Below are 18,867 nucleotides of genomic sequence, written 5' to 3'. Positions count from 1 at the left end.
TATCGCTTTTCTATTTTTGTTATATAATAACCATTGGTTATATACGATCTTCTGGTAGAAATCAATAAAAATGATGACATAACAAAAAGAACTATTGCATATGCGCAGAAATTAACTCAAATGCCGTAAAACCAATATCTTTCATGGTCTTACGGCATTCTTATTTATCGTATTTACTTATACCATCCTGTCCCCATCAAAGAATTCCTGTCCGGTCGGGTATGTATAGGAATCTCCGATTTCATGGAGAAGGACGACTTTTAATTTATTATTCAGTGTTTTTTTATCCAGCTTGATTGCTTCGGTAAGCTGTGGGAGTGGGACATCGGCTTTTACCGGAAGTTTATAAGCTTCCAGGACTTTCCGGATGTGCTCGGCTTCGCCTTTTTTGGTGAGTCCTTTCTCTTCAGCAATCTTTGTGATCTGGTACATTCCGATGGCTACGGCTTCACCGTGGCTTTCTCTTTCATAGTGGAAGTGCTGCTCAATGGTATGGGCAAGGGTATGTCCGAAGTTCAGGAGAATCCTCTCTCCGGTATCAAACTCGTCTTCTTCTACAACACGGCGTTTGATATCGACACAAGTTGCGATCACATCGGTTAAATGCTCTTTCAGATTCTCATAGGATCCGCATTTCTCCAGAAGCTCAAAGAGCTTGCGATCCTTGATGCATCCGTATTTGATAACTTCCCCCATGCCGTCCGTCACGTAACGCTCCGGCAGGGTTTCCAGTACATCCGGATCGATCAGTACCATCTTCGGCTGGTAAAAGGCACCTACCAGGTTCTTCCCCTGCGGAAGATCGACTGCAACTTTTCCACCAACAGAAGAATCTACCTGTGCAAGAATGGAAGTTGGAATCTGTACGAACTTGATTCCTCTAAGAAAGGTCGCTGCCACAAATCCGGCAAGGTCTCCTACCACTCCACCGCCAAGTGCAACGATCAAGTCTGTTCTGGAAATCTTTGCTTTCAGAAGAGAGCTGTATACACCCGGAAGGGTTTCGAATGCTTTTGACGGTTCTCCATGTGGAATCACGGTTTCCGTACACTCATATTTTTCAGAAAGATTTTTCTTAAGCGCTTCTCCGTAATAAGAATAAACTCTGTCATCGGAAATGATCATGATCTTTGATCCCCGATATACTTCTGCTATTCTTTCTGCTGCTTCTTTCAAAATTCCTCTTTCAATATAAATCGGATAGCTGTGTTCCTTTAAATCTACCGTCATTTTCATCGTTTTGTTCCTCCCAGGCTGCTGTTTTTTACATTTCTTTACCGACTGCTTTTGCGATTCCGGTAATCTCTTTTAACAGTGTATCATATTTTTCCGGTTTCAGCGACTGTGCTCCGTCACAAAGTGCCGTTTCCGGACTGTTATGTACTTCGATAATCAGTCCGTCCGCTCCTGCTGCAATTGATGCCTTTGCCATCGGATCAACCAACCACCATTTTCCTCCTGCATGGCTCGGATCTACAACTACCGGAAGATGGCTGAGCTTTCTCACTACCGGAATAGACTGAAGATCCAGTGTATTTCTGGTATAAGTCTCGAAGGTACGGATTCCTCTTTCGCAGAGGATAACATTTGGATTTCCGGATGCCATAATGTATTCTGCTGACATCATCCATTCTTCGTAAGTTGCATTAAGTCCTCTCTTTAAAAGGATCGGTCTCTTCGTCTGTCCGAGCTGTTTTAACAGGTCATAGTTTTGCATGTTACGTGCACCGATCTGGATCAGGTCTACCTTTTCATCGAAGATTTCCAGATATTCCGGTGACATCAGTTCTGTTACGATCGGAAGCCCTGTCTCTTCTCTTGCTGCACATAAGATTTCCAGACCTTCAAGGCCAAGTCCCTGGAATGAATATGGGCTTGTTCTCGGCTTGAATGCACCACCACGGAGCATATTTGCACCAGATGCCTTAACAGCCTTTGCGATCTCGATCACCTGCTCTTCTGACTCCACAGAACAAGGTCCGGCGATCAGTGCCAGATGTCCGCCACCAACTTTGACACCAGATACATCTACGATGGTATCGTCCGGATGGAATGCACGGTTTACAAGTTTATAAGGTTCCTGTACATGCATAACTTTCTCAACAGAAGAGTCTACTTCGAAAAGCTTTGGATCCACACGGACCGTATCGCCGATACAGCCGATAATTGTAAGATCCTCACCTTTTACAGTATGTACTTCCAGTCCCTTTGCACGGACCATATTCTCAACTCGTTTTACGTTTTCATCACTTGTTCTTGGTTTTAATACGATAATCATAATCTTTTTCCCTTTCTCTTCTCTCTACTAATCATCGAACATGTCTTTTAGAAGTTCCTTCGGAATTTCCTATGAAACAAAAAACCCCCGTCTTCTGTAAAAACAGAGGACGAGAGTATTATATACTTCGTGGTTCCACCTCATTTTACAATTGTCTCACGACAACTGCCTCGTCAGGTACGTCGTTCATAACGGTTATACCCTTGCAGATAACGGCTGCTACCGGAAATACCTATTAACAATTCTTCAAAAGAATGCATTCAGTATCCTACTCCAAGAGGAATTCAATATAATCTTCGGTATCCTTCTTCCACCGATAAAGGACTCTCTGTGACGTCTTATTATATTTACTACTTCTTTTCATTGTATTTTGATAGTAGAATATGTAATTTTCAAAATCTATAGCTTATGTTACACGAATCAATAGGCTTTGTCAATCATTTTCAGCATATTAACGCGAGAAATATTTTTCTTTGATAATATCAACCGGCATTTCTTTTCCTGTCCAGAGTTCAAATGATGCAGCACCCTGATATAACAGCATATTCAGACCGTTCAGTGTCTGGCATCCTGCTGCTTTTGCTTTCTTCAGGAATAACGTCTCTTCCGGATTGTAGATTACATCAAATACAAACAGATCTTTTCTGAACACACTGTCATCTGTGATGATACATCTGTCTGTCTTCGGTGCCATACCGATGGAAGTTCCGTTTACCAGAATTGCACTTTCTGCGATCTCCTTTTTGAGGACTTCCGGGTCAGAGAAGTCATAGATGTTGATCTTGCAGTCTGTCTTCTCATGAAGTTTCTCGATTGTCTTCTCCGCACGTGTGAAGAATTCATCACGGATGTTGAATACCGAAATCTCTGCTACTTTGTCAAGTGCTGCCTGGATCAGAATCGCTGCTGCGGCTCCACCCGCTCCAAGAAGTGTCATTTTCTTGCCAATGATATCAACGCCTGTCTCACTGACTGCACGCATGAATCCAATTCCGTCTGTCGTATAACCTGTCAGGACACCGTTATCATTTACAACAGTGTTGACCGCCCCACCGATCTCAGATGCCGGTGAAAGTTTATCAACCAGTGAGCACATCAGATTCTTGTCAGGCATAGTCAGGTTAAATCCTCTGACTCCCATGACTTTCAGACCATCTACTGCTGTCTTTAAGTTATCTGTTCCAACATCAAATGCCAAATATGCGTAATCCAGCTCCAGCTGGCGAAATGCCTCGTTATGCATCATTGGGGAAATGCTGTGTGCTACCGGACTCCCCAGTAATCCGGTAAGGACTGTATGTCCTGTAATCTCGTATGCCATTATCTCTTCCTCCTACGTTACATTTTCACACTGTAAAGTGCTACTTTTGTCCTCTATCATACCATATTTTTCAAAATACGCAAGCATCGTTATAAAAAAGACGATATTTTCCTGCCTTTGAAAAAGCATTTTGAAAAATTTGAGTACCAGAGGACACAGAATATGCTTCGCATATTCTAGCGCCTTGGGCGGTCGCTTACGTCATATACATTGCATGGTTCAGTGCGCATCTTGCCGGAGGCTTTTTGTTACATAGGAAATGAATTATCCTATGTAACAAAAAGAGTATCATGTTTCTTTTTGTTCACGTGATACTCTTTCTTTTATGGCTTCTGACTGTTACTGCTGATATACGTTTTACTTTTTCATTTACAATCTGTTTTATTTTACACCATGGTCCACCTGGTACATATGCGAAATCAGGCGGAAGATCTGACTGGTATATCCCCATTCATTATCATAAAAACTGATCAGTTTGAAAAAATGACCGTTTACCTGGATTCCTTCCCTTGCATCAAAAGAGGATGCGTGATTATCTCCGATAAAATCGGAAGAAACAACTTCATCATCCACATAATCCAGAATCTCCTTAAGAGTTGTTTCGGAAGCTTCTTTCATTTTCTTGCAGATATCTTCATAAGTGGTTTCTGTCTTCAAAGCGACATTCAGATCCACAATGGATACATCTGAAGTCGGTACACGATAAGAAATTCCATTTATCCTCCAATACCTTACAGATCGGTGCAAGACAGTTTGTTGTGCAAGATGCATTTGAAACGACCTGCATAAATGACTGATAAAGTTCATGATTCACGCCCATTACAAATGTCGGTGTGTCCTGATCTTTAGCCGGTGCAGAAATGATCACTTTCTTTGCTCCACCCCGGATATGTGCCATTGCTTTTTCTGTCGTACAGTAAGCACCTGTCGCATCTATAATGTATTCTGCTCCACACTCTCCCCACGGAATGTCAGCAGCAGCATTTTCTGAATACACTCGGATCTTCTCGCCATTTACAACAATTCCATCCTCATATTTTTCCAGACTTCCCTGGAAACGTCCAAAGATCGAATCGTAACGGATCATATAAATCATATAATCCAGATCTGCGTTTCTCACATTGATCCCACAAATTTTAAATTTTTCCGGCTGATTGATGGCAATGCGGAATGCAACTCTTCCAATACGTCCAAATCCGTTTATGCCGATTGTTATTGCCATATTAAATACCTCCCTGTATATGACATATTGATACTCTTTGTATCTTCTTCCCTTGCAATAACAGTCCGCCACAATCTATTGCGAGTGTAACACACTTTTTTTGAAATGCTACCGAAATGGCAGTAATTAATCATTTAACAGGATTCTTATTTTTTTAACAGGATTCCTATTTTTTTAACAAAAAAGGATGCGCTTTTTCAAACGCACCCTCTGTCATTTTTTATGCAATTACTCTGACTTTCAGAACACCCTCGATCATTTCCAGACCTTTTACCACGTCTTCTGCCACATCATTATCCACATCGATCATCGTATATGCATAGCTGCCACGGCTCTTATTCGTCATATCATCGATATTGACATTATCCTTTGCCAGAAGCGCAGTAAACTGACCGATCATGTTCGGAATATTTCTGTGCAGAATCGTAATTCTTGTTTTATCCCTTACCCCCATATCGCATGCCGGGAAATTGACAGAATTACGGATATTTCCATTTTCCAGGAAATCTTTCAGCTCTTCTACTGCCATCTTTGCACAATTATCTTCTGATTCAGCAGTTGACGCTCCCAGATGCGGAATGACAATCGCATGCTTTACTCCTGCGATCTCCGGTGTCGGGAAGTCAGTTACATAGCGTCCGACTTTTCCTCCAACAAGTGCATCCACAATGTCTTCGCTGTTCACCAGTACATCTCTTGCAAAGTTCAGGATCACAACGCCCTCTTTCATCAGACTGATGGCATTCTTATTGATCATACCCTTGGTATCTTCCAGTGCCGGTACATGGATTGTGATATAATCGCACTCCTTGTAGATCTCATCTACATTCTTAGTGTGATGGATGCTTCTTGAAAGTCTCCATGCGGAATCTACAGAAACATATGGATCATAACCATACACTTCCATCCCGAGATGTGTAGCCGCATTGGCAACCAAGACACCGATTGCACCAAGGCCGATCACGCCAAGCTTCTTTCCCTGGATCTCACAGCCTGCAAATGCTTTTTTCGCTTTTTCTGCATCTTTGGCAATATTGCCATCCTCTTCGTTCTCCTGTACCCAGTTGATACCTCCAAGGATATCTCTGGATGCAAGCAGCATACCGGCGATCACCAGCTCTTTTACACCATTGGCATTTGCCCCTGGTGTATTAAATACAACGATTCCCTGCTCCGCACATTTGTCCAGTGGAATATTATTTACACCGGCTCCGGCACGGGCAATCGCTTTTAAATCTTTATCAAATTCCAGTTCATGCATTCCGGCACTTCTTACAAGTACCGCATCTGCTCCTGCCATCTCACCGGCAGGTACATAGTCATCACTGAATTTCTCTAGTCCAACAGGAGAAATCGGATTTAAGCAAAAATATTTATACATATTACAGATTCTCCTCCTCAAACTTCTTCATAAATGCAACCAGGGCTTCCACGCCTTCGTATGGCATTGCGTTATAAATACTTGCACGCATACCACCAACAGTACGGTGTCCTTTCAGGTTCTCAAGACCTGCTTCTTTTGCCTCTTTTACAAATTTGGCATCCAGCTCGTCACTGCCTGTCACAAATGGTACATTCATAAGAGAACGGTCTTTCTTTTCTACCGTACCTTTGAACAGTTTGCTCTGATCCAGGTAGTCATAGAGCAGTTTGGCTTTCTTTTCGTTGCGTTCTTTCATAACTTCCAGTCCGCCCATCTTTTTCAGCCATTTAAATACCTTACCGCAGATATAAATTCCATATGCCGGCGGTGTATTGTAAAGAGAACCTGCGTCTGCATGTGTCTTGTATGTAAGCATGGTCGGTGTTCCCGGAAGTACATCCTCCGTAATCAGATCTTCGCGGATGATCGCGATAACAACACCCGCTGGTCCGACATTCTTCTGGACTCCACCATAGATGAGACCATATTTTGTCACATCTACAGGCTCGGACAGGAAACAGGATGATACATCCGCTACCAGTGTCTTGCCTTTCGTGTTCGGAAGTTCCTTGAATTTGGTTCCGTAAATTGTATTATTTTCGCAGATATATACATAATCTGCATCTTCATCAACCGGCAGATCCGAACAGTCAGGAATGTACGAAAAGGTTTTATCCTCGGACGATGCGATCTTATTCACCTTCCCATATTTGGATGCTTCAGCAGCTGCCTTTTTGGCCCACTGCCCGGTAACAATATAATCCGCTACTTTGTTCTTCATCAGATTCATTGGAATCATTGCAAACTGCTGGCTTGCGCCACCCTGAAGGAACAGTACTTTGTAATTATCCGGGATTCCCATCAAATCACGAAGATCCTGTTCAGCGGTTTCAATGATTTCAGCAAAAGCTTTCGAGCGATGACTCATCTCCATAACGGACATTCCACATCCTTTGTAATCCAGCATCTCATTTGCTGCTTCTCGTAAAACTTCTTCCGGCAGTACTGCCGGTCCTGCTGAAAAATTGTAAACTCGTTTCATATTACTCCTCCATTCCTGCTCTACGTATCTGTCGCTGCATATGTTTTTCTAGTTTGTCTGCTGTTTTTCCTGCAGATCCTTCTCGTCAAAAACTTCACTGATCGGAGCACCCGGAGCAACCATCGGCCATACCTTGTCATCGCTGTCAATCTGGCAGTCAATCACCACCGGACCGCCTGCATTTAAAGCAAACTTAAATGCATCTGCGAATTCTTCTCTGGTCGTAGCTCTTACCGCTTTCGCCCCCATCGCTTCTGCGAGTTTCACAAAATCTACTGCATCATTCAGAACAGTTGCTGAATAGCGCTGTCCGTAAAACAGATTCTGCCACTGTCTTACCATACCAAGCACATGGTTGTTCACTACAACCTGGATGATCGGAATGTTATAACGCGCCGCTGTTGCAACTTCATTCATATTCATACGGAAACATCCGTCTCCGGCGATATTGACTACCGTCTTCTCCGGTCTGCCCATCTTGGCTCCGATTGCGGCTCCAAGACCGTATCCCATGGTTCCAAGGCCACCTGACGTAAGCAGTGTTCTCGGTTTTGTGAATTTATAATACTGCGCTGCCCACATCTGATGCTGTCCAACCTCTGTGACGATGATCGCATCACCTTCTGTCTGTTTGTAAATCTCTTCGATCACATACGGACCAGTCAGACTTTCCGGATGATAGGTAAGCGGGTATTTCGCTTTATATTCCTGGATCTTTTTAATCCATTCGGTGTGTTCCTGCTGTGGCAGTTTTTCATTAACTGCCGCAAGCACTTCCTTGATATCTCCAACCACACCTTCATCGATGATGACATTCTTGTTCATCTCTGCCACATCAATATCAAACTGGAGAATCTTTGCATTACTTGCAAATTTATTTGGATTACCTGTGACACGGTCGGAGAATCTTGCACCGACTACGATCAGAAGATCACATTCACTGACTCCAAAGTTCGATGTCTTGGTACCATGCATACCAAGCATTCCTGTATAAAGTTCATCAGTTCCCGGAAATGCACCTTTTCCCATCAGGGAATCACATACCGGACACTGTACCTTGTCTACGAATGCACGGAGTTCTTCACTTGCATCAGATAATATAGCTCCACCTCCGACGAATACGAATGGACGCTTTGCTTCTTCGATCATCTCTACTGCCTTGTCAATATCTTCCATACAGATTTCTTTTTTGTATTTTACGATTGGCTGGATTTTGACAGGCTCATACTCTGCTTTATTGCCTGTCACATCTTTCGGGATATCGATCAGCACCGGTCCCGGTCTTCCGGACTGTGCGATCTCAAACGCCTTGCGGATCGTCCTTGCAAGATCATTGACATTCTTCACAATAAAATTATACTTTGTGATCGGCATCGTAATACCGGTAATGTCAATTTCCTGGAAACTGTCTTTTCCAAGAAGCGGTACCCCTACATTACAGGTGATCGCAACAATCGGAATAGAATCCATAAATGCGGTCGCGATTCCTGTTACGAGATTTGTTGCTCCAGGTCCACTGGTTGCAAAACACACCCCAACCTTACCAGTGGCACGCGCATATCCGTCCGCCGCATGAGAAGCTCCCTGCTCATGCGATGTAAGGATATGTCTGATTTCATTACTATGCTTATATAATTCATCATATACATTTAAAATTGCGCCGCCCGGATATCCGAATACGGTATCCACGCCCTGCTCTTTTAAACACTCTATCAGTATCTCTGCACCATTTAACTGCATTGTACATTCCCCTTGTCCAGATTTTATTTTATTTGTGTGGAACTTCCAGAACTGCTCCACGGTTTCCTGAAGTTACCATTGCTGCATATCTTGCAAGATATCCTGTTGTAACTTCCGGTTCTCTTGGCTGCCATTTTTCTTTTCTTCTTGCAAGTTCTTCATCTGAAATTCTTGCATTTAATTTCAGGTTCGGGATATCGATCTCGATGATATCGCCTTCCTCGATCAGTGCTACCGGTCCGCCGACTGCTGCTTCCGGTGATACGTGTCCGATAGAAGCTCCACGGGATGCACCGCTGAAACGACCGTCTGTAATAAGTGCTACCGATGAACCCAGTCCCATACCTGCGATTGCAGAAGTCGGATTCAGCATCTCCGGCATACCAGGACCACCCTTTGGTCCGACGTAACGGATAACTACAACATCTCCCGGATGGATATCTCCGCCTTTAATTGCCTTGATCGCATCATCTTCACATTCAAATACTCTTGCAGGTCCTTCATGTACCAGCATTTCCGGTACAACTGCAGAACGTTTTACAACACTGCCATCCGGTGCGATATTACCTTTGAGGACTGCAAGTCCACCAGTCTGGCTGTATGGATTGTCGATCGGACGGATTACTTCCGGATTTTTATTTTCGCATCCTGCGATATTTTCTCCAACTGTCTTTCCGGTTACTGTCATGCAGTCTGTGTACAGAAGGCCTTTCTTATTCAGCTCGTTCATAACTGCATATACACCGCCTGCTTCATTCAAGTCTTCCATATATGTAGGACCTGCCGGTGCAAGGTGACAGAGGTTCGGAGTCTTTTCGCTGATTCCGTTTGCAAAATCAATTTCAAAATCCATACCGATCTCATGTGCGATTGCCGGAAGGTGAAGCATACTGTTGGTTGAGCATCCAAGTGCCATATCAACAGTCAGAGCATTTAAGATGGCTTCTTTTGTCATAATGTCTCTCGGACGGATATTTCTTCTGTACATTTCCATTACCTGCATACCTGCATGTTTTGCAAGACGGATTCTTTCTGAATATACAGCCGGAATTGTTCCATTTCCCTGAAGCCCCATACCAAGTACTTCTGTCAGACAGTTCATACTGTTGGCTGTATACATTCCGGAGCATGATCCGCAGGTAGGACATACTTTATTTTCAAATTCACATACATCACATTCGTCCATTGTTCCTGCTGCGTAGGATCCAACTGCCTCGAACATGCTGGAAAGACTTCTCTTCTGTCCTTTTACATGTCCCGCAAGCATTGGTCCGCCACTGACGAACACTGTAGGTACATTAATACGGGCTGCTGCCATCAAAAGCCCAGGTACATTTTTATCACAGTTCGGGATCATAACAAGGGCGTCAAACTGATGCGCCATTGCCATTGCTTCTGTCGAATCTGCGATCAGATCTCTCGTTACCAGAGAATACTTCATACCGATGTGTCCCATTGCAATACCGTCACAGACTGCGATCGCCGGGAACATGATCGGTGTTCCACCTGCCATGGCAACTCCCATCTTTACTGCATTTGCAATTTTATCCAGGTTCATATGTCCCGGAACGATTTCGTTATAAGAACATACGATTCCGACAAGCGGTCTCTCCAGTTCTTCTTTTGTAAGACCAAGCGCATTGAACAATGATCTGTGCGGCGCCTGCTGCATACCTGTTTTTACATTATCACTTCTCATGATTTTATAATCCTCCTGTAACTTTTGGCTCTATTCTATTACAGTTCCGTCCTGCTTCTCTTTCCCCATAGCAGTACGGAACTGTATCTTTCCCAATCCTTGACTATCGAATTCTTTCGCAGATCAGATCTCCCATTCGGGCTGTTCCAACCTTTGTACATCCGTCTGACATAATATCCCCGGTTCTGTATCCATCTTTTAACACCTGGGAAACTGCTGCTTCAATCGCATCTGCTGCTTTATCCTGATCCAGGCTGAAACGAAGCATCATTGCTGCTGAAAGAATTGTTGCTATCGGGTTTGCAATTCCCTGTCCTGCTATATCCGGTGCCGAACCGCCACTTGGTTCATACAGTCCGAACCTGGTTTCATTCAGACTTGCACTTGCCAGCATTCCGATCGAACCGGTTACCATGCTTGCTTCATCAGAAAGGATGTCTCCGAACATATTCTCTGTAAGAATGACATCAAACTGCTTCGGATCTCTTACAAGCTGCATTGCACAGTTGTCAACCAGCATATGCTCCAGTGTAACTTCCGGATAATCTTTCGCAACTTCTTCTACTACTTTTCTCCAGAGTCTTGAAGAATCCAGTACATTCGCCTTATCGACGCTTGTCACTTTCTTTCTTCTCTTCATTGCAATGTCAAACGCGCGGATCGCAATCCGGCGGATCTCATCCTCATTATAGGTAAGTGAATCAAATGCAGTCATCACACCATCCACTTCTTCTGTCTTCCTCTCTCCAAAATAAAGACCGCCTGTCAGTTCACGCATGATCATCAGATCAAATCCGCCTTCTGTAATCTCTTCTTTCAGAGGGCATGCACCCTTCAGTTCATTATACAAAACTGCCGGACGCAGATTTGCGAACAGGTTCAGTTCTTTTCTGATCTTCAGAAGACCGGCCTCCGGTCTCTTTGACGGTTCCAGCTTATACCACGGGGAAGTCTTTGCATCTCCTCCAATGGATCCCATCAGTACGGCTTCACATGCTTTTGCTTTTGCTACCGTCTCATCTGTAAGCGGGACTCCATGTACATCAATGGATGCGCCCCCAAGAAGCAGCTGTTCATAAGAACAGTCAAATCCGTATACCTCTCCTGCTTTATCAAGAACTTTCATCGCTTCCGTTACAATCTCCGGACCGATTCCGTCACCTTTAATTACTCCGATTTTCAGGCTCATCTTTGTCATTCCCTTCTATGTATCTGTGATTTTTGTACCATTTTTCGTTCCAAAAATCTGTTAAACACTATAATACCGTATTTTTCGTCAGGTTTCAACCCTTTAATCTGTAAAAGTATAAAAATCCAGAGTGAACTCTGTTTTATTTTCCTGTTTTCTGTGGAATCACAAAGATAAAGATCAGCGAACTGACAAACAGCATTCCCGGATAAAAAAGCTTCGGAATGATCTGAAATGCAGAAATCTCACCGCCGAGCTCATGCACTGCCGAAATTGCCACCAACATCTGCGCACCATACGGGATCACCCCCTGTGAAATACAGGAAAAAGTATCCAGAAGGGAGGCCGTCTTTCTCGGTGTGATCTGATAATCGTCTGCCATTTCCTTTGCAATTGGATTAGCCATCACAATTGCTACGGTATTGTTCGCTGTTGCCACATCCAGGAGCGCTACCAAAATACCAACACCCAGCTGACCACTTTTCGATCCCTTAAAGACACGGTGGATCACATCCAGCAATACATCAAAGCCACCATTTTCCCGGATCAGCGCACACATTGCAGCAACCAGCACCGCCACCATACAGGTTTCAAACATCCCGGATACACCTGATCCCATGGCAGCAAGCATTTCATACGGTGTTACCTGCCCCATTGCAAGCATGATCACCGCACCGGACACAATTCCTGTCAAAAGTACCAGAAAGACATTGAACCCTGCGATCCCGCCGACCAGCACCAGCACATACGGAATGATCTGCGTCAGATTGTATTCGTGCGTAACTGCCGTTCCGATCTCTGCCCGGAAAGAGCTGATCAGGATCAGAACCAGCGATACGATCGCCGCCGGAAGTGCGATCCAGAAATTTTCCCGGAATTTATCTTTCATCTCACATCCCTGCCCGTTGCAGGCAGCAATTGTTGTATCTGATATGAAAGAAAGATTGTCCCCGAACATGGAGCCTCCCATCACCGATGCCACGCAAAGTGCCTGGGAAAAACCGGACGTCTGCGAAACTGCCGCCGCAATCGGAGTCAGAAGGGTGATCGTCCCAACCGAAGTTCCCATTGCTGTTGAAACAAAACATGCAACCACAAACAGAACGGCAACCGCAAACCGTGCCGGGATGATCGATAGCATAAAATACGCCACACTCTCTGCACTGCTTCTTCCAACCACTCCCACAAAAGTTCCCGCAGTCAGGAAGATCAGCAGCATTGTGATAATATTCTTATCTCCGATTCCCCGTCCCATGATCTCCAGCTTCTCATCAAAACTAACCTTTCTGTTCTGCAGACACGCAACCAGGAGCGCCGCCAGAAACGCCACCACGATCGGTACATTATAAAACCCCATTGGAATTTTCATTATGTATTCAAATAAAATACCCAGCCCCAGATAAAATACCAGAAATACACCGACCGGCAAAAGCGATGCACTTTTTCTTCTTTTTTCCATACTTTCACCTCTCATCTGCTCCTATTGCTCCCCGGATCTTCCTCAAAACTTTTCCATATCCGGAAAACAGGCAGCAATATTTCTCCCTATCATAGCATATCCTTCTCTTTTCCCGCAATAGGGGAAATACAGGAAGTTCCCGAAGAAACCGTATAAAAATACACTTTTGCACAAAAAACAGAAGTCTGTCTCTGTTTTTGCGAGACAAACTTCTGTTTTCTTACAGTTACATTTTACAGATGCCAGATGTCTTTGTTGTATTCAGCAATGGTTCTGTCAGATGAGAAATATCCTGCTTTAGCGATATTCACAACCATCTTCTTTGCCCATGCCATACGGTCTTCATAATCTGCGTAAGCCTGTTCTTTCTTCTGGATATATTCTTTCACATCAAGAAGTGTCATGAACCAATCTTTACGGATCAGTTCTGCATGCAGTTCAAGAAGCAGGTATTTATCTCCGATACGGAGAAGTTCCGGGCTGATGATAAAGTCTACCAATCTGCGGATCTCTTCATCATTGATATAGTAATCAACTGCATTATAATCCATCTTGCGGTAATGCTCGATAACCTGTTCACTGGATTCTCCGAAGATGTAGATATTTTCATCCCCTACAAACTGATGGATTTCTACGTTGGCTCCATCTTCTGTGCCCATTGTCACAGCCCCGTTCAGCATGAATTTCATGTTACCTGTTCCACTTGCTTCTTTGGATGCAAGAGAAATCTGTTCAGAAATATCACAGGACGGAATCAGCTTTTCTGCCAGTGTCACATTGTAGTTTTCTACCATAACCACTTTCAGATACGGTGCAACTTCCGGATCGTTATCAATCAGTTCCTGCAGGCAGAGGATCAGATGAATGATATCCTTTGCAATAATATAAGCCGGTGCAGCCTTGGCTCCAAAGATTACCGTGATCGGAGTCTCCGGTTTCTTTCCACTCTTGATCTCCAGATATTTGTAGATCACATATAATGCATTCATCTGCTGACGCTTGTATTCATGCAGACGTTTTACCTGAATATCAAAAATTGAATTTGGATTGATTTCCAGTCCCTGTGTTTCTTTTAAGTAAGCTGCCAGATCCTCTTTCTTTTTCTGTTTTACTACAAGAAGGCTCTTTAAAGTTTCCTCATCATTTACATAATCAAGCAGTTTTTCAAGCTTTGTTGCATCTTTTCGGTAATCCGGTCCGATCTTCTCATCCAGCCATGCAGTCAGTTCATGGTTGCAGTGCAACAGCCATCTTCTGAACGTAATACCATTAGTCTTGTTGTTGAATTTCTGTGGGTAAATGTCGTAGAACGGTTTCAGCTCTTCATTTTTCAGGATCTCTGTATGAAGATAAGCAACTCCGTTGACACTGTATCCATAATGGATGTCCATATGAGCCATGTGTACACGATTCTGGTCATCGATAATATGGACTCTCGGATCTTTATATCTTCCCTTAATTCTTGCATCCAGATCACGGATGATCGGAACGATCTGTGGTGCAACCTGCTCCAGATAATCAACCGGCCATTTTTCCAGTGCCTCTGCGAGGATGGTGTGATTGGTATACGCGCAGGTCTTCTGTACGATCTCAATCGCCTCATTGAAGTCGATCTGTTTCTGAACAAGAAGACGGATCAGCTCCGGAATAACCATAGAAGGATGTGTATCGTTGATCTGAATCGCCACATGCTCATGAAGCTTTCTGAGATCATATCCCTTTTCTTCACACTCGCGGATGATGTACTGTGCTGCATTGGAGACCATAAAATATTGCTGATAAATACGGAGCAGATTTCCTGCCTTGTCGCTGTCATCCGGATAGAGGAACAACGTCAGGTTTTCACGGATATCGTTCTTATCAAAATTGATTCCGTTTCCAACGATTGCATCATTTACCGTCTCTACATCAAAAAGATGAAGTTTGTTGCTTCCGCCTTCGTATCCGGTTACATCAATATCATACAGATGGGAACGAAGACTGAAATCCTTGAACGGGACTTCAAATGAAATACCGGTATCATTGAGCCAGCTGTCTTTTTCAATCCACGGATTCTTCTGTTCATCCTGTTTGTGGTCGGTAAATACCTGTTTGAACAGACCCATATGATAGTTCAGCCCGATTCCGTCTCCCGGAAGTCCGAGTGTTGCAATGGAATCCAGGAAGCAGGCTGCCAATCGTCCAAGTCCACCATTTCCAAGAGACGGTTCCGGTTCAACTTCTTCGATCTCTGCAAGATTTTTCCCATGCTTTTTCAGCACCTCTGCTGTCTCATCATAAATTCCAAGGTTGATCAGGTTGTTGGATAAAAGCTTTCCGATCAGGAATTCTGCGGAAATATAATAGAGTTTTCTCTTTCCTTCGTTCTTCGGTCCTTCTTTGATCCGTTCCTTTGTCAGTGTAAGCAGCGCATAATATACCTGTTCATTCGTTGCCTGTTCAAGTCCTGTCTGGAATTTCTCCTGTAAAATCTCTGTCAGTCTTGCTTCCATGTTCTTCTACCTCCTGTAGTTGATTCTCTTTCTTTCAGTGTTGCCGGAAGATATTTTCCTTCCTGGCTTTTCTTTGTTTCTATCATGTCAAACAGAATCCCGACAGACTGTCTCGCGATCTCTTCGACCGGCTGCGCCATCGTAGTAATCGCCGGCTGATAAAATCCGGTATAGTCAAGTCCGTCAAATCCCGCAACCGCCACATCCTCCGGAATCCTTTTTCCTTCTTCCAGAAGCGCCTTGCATGCACCAATCACCATCAGATCGGAAATTGCAAATACTGCGGTAAATTCTGTTTCTTTTTTCAGCAGTTTTTTCATCATCCGATATCCGTTTTCCATCGAATATGTGGTATCTTCTTCATCCAGATAACAGATTCTTTCCTCATCGACTTCCAGACCATGTGCTTTTAGTGCTTCCCTGTAACCTTCCAGTCTGAGTTTTCCAATGTTCTCATCTTTCTTATCCGAGGCAAGGATTGCAATCTTTTTGTGTCCGGTCTCACACAGATGATCTACAATCTTACGGCTTTCCGCGCGGTCGTCGATCGATACATAGGATGCGATACATTTCTCCGGCAGTTTATCAAATGCTGACGTACTAACAACAAACGGAACCTTTATCTTTGCAATCCGCTCTTTGTTCTTCCTGAAATCCCCACCCAGGAAAATAATCCCTCTGAGCTTTTTTTCTTTGATCAGCTCCAGTGCGGTATCGACCTCATCCTGATCCTTTCCCATATGCTGGATAAAAAAGGAATATTTCTGTTTGCGGATCTTTTTTTCCATTACCCGCATCATCGTTGCGAAAAATGGATTATCAATCTCCTTTACCAGAATCGCAATGGATTTCGAATCGGTCCGTTTCAGATTCCTTGCACTGTTATTTGGCACAAAATTTGATTCTTCAACCGTCTTTAAAATCATCTTTTTGGTTTCAGGATTGATATCCGGATGATTGTTCAGCGCACGGGACACGGTGCTGACTCCGACCCCGCACTTCTTCGCAATATCTTTAATCGTCATTCCCATTTTATTTCTTTTCTTCTCCTAAGTCCTCTGCATCTTCAGCCTTAAGGGTCATTTCGGTCTTCTCCGGGATTCTGCAATAAAGTTCTGTCATCCTACGGATCTTCTTCACGAGTTTTTTTGAAATCTCATCCTTATGAAGTCTCCAGATCCAGTTGCCGCCAAGAGTTGACGGATGATTGATCCTCGCTTCATTACCGAGGCAGAGATAATCCTGAATCGGAATGATACAGGTATCCGCCACGCTCGACTGCGCAAGACGGATGATTTCCCATACTGCTTCATTGATACTGAGTTTCTTTCTTCCCATATAGCGAAGCGCAAACTTCTTATCTTCTTTTTTTAATTCTCTGTACCATCCTGCCAGTGTTTCATTGTCATGGGTTCCTGTGTATACTACGCAGTTCTTATCATAATTGTGCGGCAGATAATTGCTAGGCTCTCTGGAATCAAATGCAAACTCCAGAACTTTCATTCCCGGATATCCGGACTCTTCCACCATCCGGATCACACTGTCTGTCAGGAATCCAAGATCCTCTGCAATAATTTTCACATCACCCAGAGACTCTTTTACCGTCCGGAAAATATCCATTCCCGGTCCTTTTTCCCAATGTCCGAATTCCGCTGTCAGATCTCCGTATGGAATGGAATAATATTCATCGAATCCACGGAAATGATCAATTCGGATCACGTCATAAAGTTCTACACAATGACGGATTCTCTTCATCCACCATGCATATCCGGTCTCCTTATGATATTCCCACTTATAAAGCGGATTGCCCCAAAGCTGTCCGGTTGCACTAAATGCATCTGGCGGACACCCTGCAACACCAGTCGGAAGTCCGTTCTCATCAAACTGGAACAGTTCCGGATGCGACCAGCTGTCTGCGCTGTCAAATGCTACATAAATCGGGATATCACCAATGATCTCAATCCCTTTTTCATTCGCATATGCTTTCAGTGCACTCCACTGTGTTGCGAATTCATACTGCATAAACTTCTGGAACAGGATCCCTTCCTGATTCTCTTTGGCGAATTTTTCCAGCGCAAGCTCATCTCTCAGACGATATTCATCTTCCCATTCGCTCCAGCTTTTCCCACCATTCGCAGCTTTGATCTCCGTATAAAGCGCATAATCATCCAGCCATTCTTTATTCGCCTTACAGAACTTCTGAAAATCTGCATCATCTGCGATCCGGCTTCTTTCATATGCTTTTCTTAAGATCTCATACCTGCAGTTGTAAATCTTTTCATAATCCACATATCCCGCATTATCACCAAAGTCATATGCCTTACATTCATCTTTTGTAATCCAGCCCTTTTTTATCAGCTTTTCCAGGTCTATAAAATACGGATTTCCTGCAAAAGTTGAGAAAGACTGATACGGCGAATCTCCATACCCTGTCGGACCTAACGGAAGGATCTGCCAGTAGCTCTGACCTGCCTTCTCAAGTGTATCTACAAACTCGTATGCTTCTTTCGAAAAAGCACCTATTCCATATTTTGATGGCAGACTTGCCACCGGCAGTAATACACCGCTTGTTCTCATAATATGCACCTCACATCTTTCTACGGTAACGGTTTCGGTATCGGTATCGGTAACGTTTCCAATAATTGTATTATAAAAGCATTGCACATAAAATGCAATGCTTTTTTTCAACTTTTTTAAAAAAATTGATTTAGTTGTTCTCCGGCTTTTCAACCTGCATGATCGCAGACTTCTGCATCGGGATACGGCAATTCTTGTTGCTTCCGAATTCAACGATTACGTCTTCATCTGTAATATCAATAACAACTCCATAAAAACCGCTTGTTGTAAGAACAGTATCTCCTACAGCCAGTTCAGATAACATAAGCTGTACTCTCTTCTGTTCCTTTTTCTGTGGTCTCATCAGTAACCACCAGAATCCTCCGATAATTACAACGTAAAATAAAATAAGTACGATTGGATTATTCATTTTTCTTTCCTCCTGC

General features: G+C 43.6%; 15 protein-coding genes and 1 other annotated feature. All 15 genes read right to left on the bottom strand.

All coding sequences use genetic code 11. From position 1 onward, the window contains the following. Positions 1-177: 177 nt before the first annotated feature. The gene (aroB, locus tag PGQ33_RS03015; RefSeq protein WP_270205239.1) at positions 178-1,236 is read right to left on the bottom strand and encodes a 3-dehydroquinate synthase; all 1,059 of its coding nucleotides are present in this window, start codon (positions 1,234-1,236) and stop codon (positions 178-180) included. 28 nt (positions 1,237-1,264) lie between these two features. Continuing rightward, positions 1,265-2,278, bottom strand: coding sequence for a 3-deoxy-7-phosphoheptulonate synthase (gene aroF, locus PGQ33_RS03010; protein WP_117556157.1), 1,014 nt, complete (start codon positions 2,276-2,278; stop codon positions 1,265-1,267). A 102-nt stretch (positions 2,279-2,380) separates the two neighbouring features. After that, positions 2,381-2,651 (bottom strand) — a binding site (T-box leader). 78 nt (positions 2,652-2,729) lie between these two features. Next, complete coding sequence (locus PGQ33_RS03005) at positions 2,730-3,599, bottom strand: shikimate dehydrogenase (RefSeq protein WP_270205238.1); 870 nt, start codon at positions 3,597-3,599, stop codon at positions 2,730-2,732. A gap of 381 nt (positions 3,600-3,980) precedes the next feature. Continuing rightward, positions 3,981-4,274 (bottom strand): hypothetical protein, encoded by a 294-nt coding sequence (locus PGQ33_RS16765; RefSeq protein WP_330663222.1) that lies wholly within the window; start codon positions 4,272-4,274, stop codon positions 3,981-3,983. After that, entirely contained in the window at positions 4,234-4,821 is a 588-nt protein-coding gene (locus PGQ33_RS03000; RefSeq protein WP_330663221.1) for a glyceraldehyde 3-phosphate dehydrogenase NAD-binding domain-containing protein, read from the bottom strand. Before PGQ33_RS03000 ends, PGQ33_RS16765 begins: the two co-directional genes overlap by 41 nt. 220 nt (positions 4,822-5,041) lie before the next feature. Further along, on the bottom strand, positions 5,042-6,202 hold the full coding sequence (locus PGQ33_RS02995) for a phosphoglycerate dehydrogenase (protein ID WP_008374946.1): 1,161 nt from the start codon (positions 6,200-6,202) through the stop codon (positions 5,042-5,044). Position 6,203: 1 nt separating this feature from the next. Beyond that, positions 6,204-7,286 carry a 3-phosphoserine/phosphohydroxythreonine transaminase gene (gene serC / locus PGQ33_RS02990; protein ID WP_117556164.1) on the bottom strand — a complete coding sequence of 361 codons (1,083 nt, stop codon included), beginning with the start codon at positions 7,284-7,286 and terminating at the stop codon, positions 6,204-6,206. A 48-nt stretch (positions 7,287-7,334) separates the two neighbouring features. Then, on the bottom strand, positions 7,335-9,026 hold the full coding sequence (ilvB, locus tag PGQ33_RS02985; protein WP_117556166.1) for a biosynthetic-type acetolactate synthase large subunit: 1,692 nt from the start codon (positions 9,024-9,026) through the stop codon (positions 7,335-7,337). A 28-nt stretch (positions 9,027-9,054) separates the two neighbouring features. Continuing rightward, on the bottom strand, positions 9,055-10,725 hold the full coding sequence (gene ilvD / locus PGQ33_RS02980; RefSeq protein ID WP_008374941.1) for a dihydroxy-acid dehydratase: 1,671 nt from the start codon (positions 10,723-10,725) through the stop codon (positions 9,055-9,057). Between the two features lie 103 nt (positions 10,726-10,828). Continuing rightward, positions 10,829-11,914 (bottom strand): 3-isopropylmalate dehydrogenase, encoded by a 1,086-nt coding sequence (gene leuB / locus PGQ33_RS02975; protein WP_270205237.1) that lies wholly within the window; start codon positions 11,912-11,914, stop codon positions 10,829-10,831. 142 nt (positions 11,915-12,056) lie between these two features. After that, positions 12,057-13,373 (bottom strand): Na+/H+ antiporter NhaC family protein, encoded by a 1,317-nt coding sequence (locus PGQ33_RS02970; RefSeq protein WP_270205236.1) that lies wholly within the window; start codon positions 13,371-13,373, stop codon positions 12,057-12,059. A 233-nt stretch (positions 13,374-13,606) separates the two neighbouring features. Continuing rightward, entirely contained in the window at positions 13,607-15,865 is a 2,259-nt protein-coding gene (locus PGQ33_RS02965; protein ID WP_270205235.1) for a glycogen/starch/alpha-glucan phosphorylase, read from the bottom strand. Then, positions 15,850-16,896, bottom strand: a complete 1,047-nt coding sequence (locus PGQ33_RS02960; protein WP_117823117.1) for a LacI family DNA-binding transcriptional regulator — start codon at positions 16,894-16,896, stop codon at positions 15,850-15,852. Before PGQ33_RS02960 ends, PGQ33_RS02965 begins: the two co-directional genes overlap by 16 nt. 1 nt (position 16,897) lies before the next feature. Continuing rightward, positions 16,898-18,442 carry a 4-alpha-glucanotransferase gene (gene malQ, locus PGQ33_RS02955; protein WP_270205234.1) on the bottom strand — a complete coding sequence of 515 codons (1,545 nt, stop codon included), beginning with the start codon at positions 18,440-18,442 and terminating at the stop codon, positions 16,898-16,900. Positions 18,443-18,572: 130 nt separating this feature from the next. Further along, entirely contained in the window at positions 18,573-18,851 is a 279-nt protein-coding gene (gene yajC / locus PGQ33_RS02950; protein ID WP_008374927.1) for a preprotein translocase subunit YajC, read from the bottom strand. Positions 18,852-18,867: the final 16 nt, after the last annotated feature.

The organism is Coprococcus sp. AM100_B19A (assembly GCF_027662015.1).
Classification (GTDB): Bacteria; Bacillota; Clostridia; order Lachnospirales; family Lachnospiraceae; genus Allocoprococcus; species Allocoprococcus comes.
Note: the sequence above shows the minus strand (reverse complement) of the source record. Positions and strands in the feature narration are given on the sequence as shown.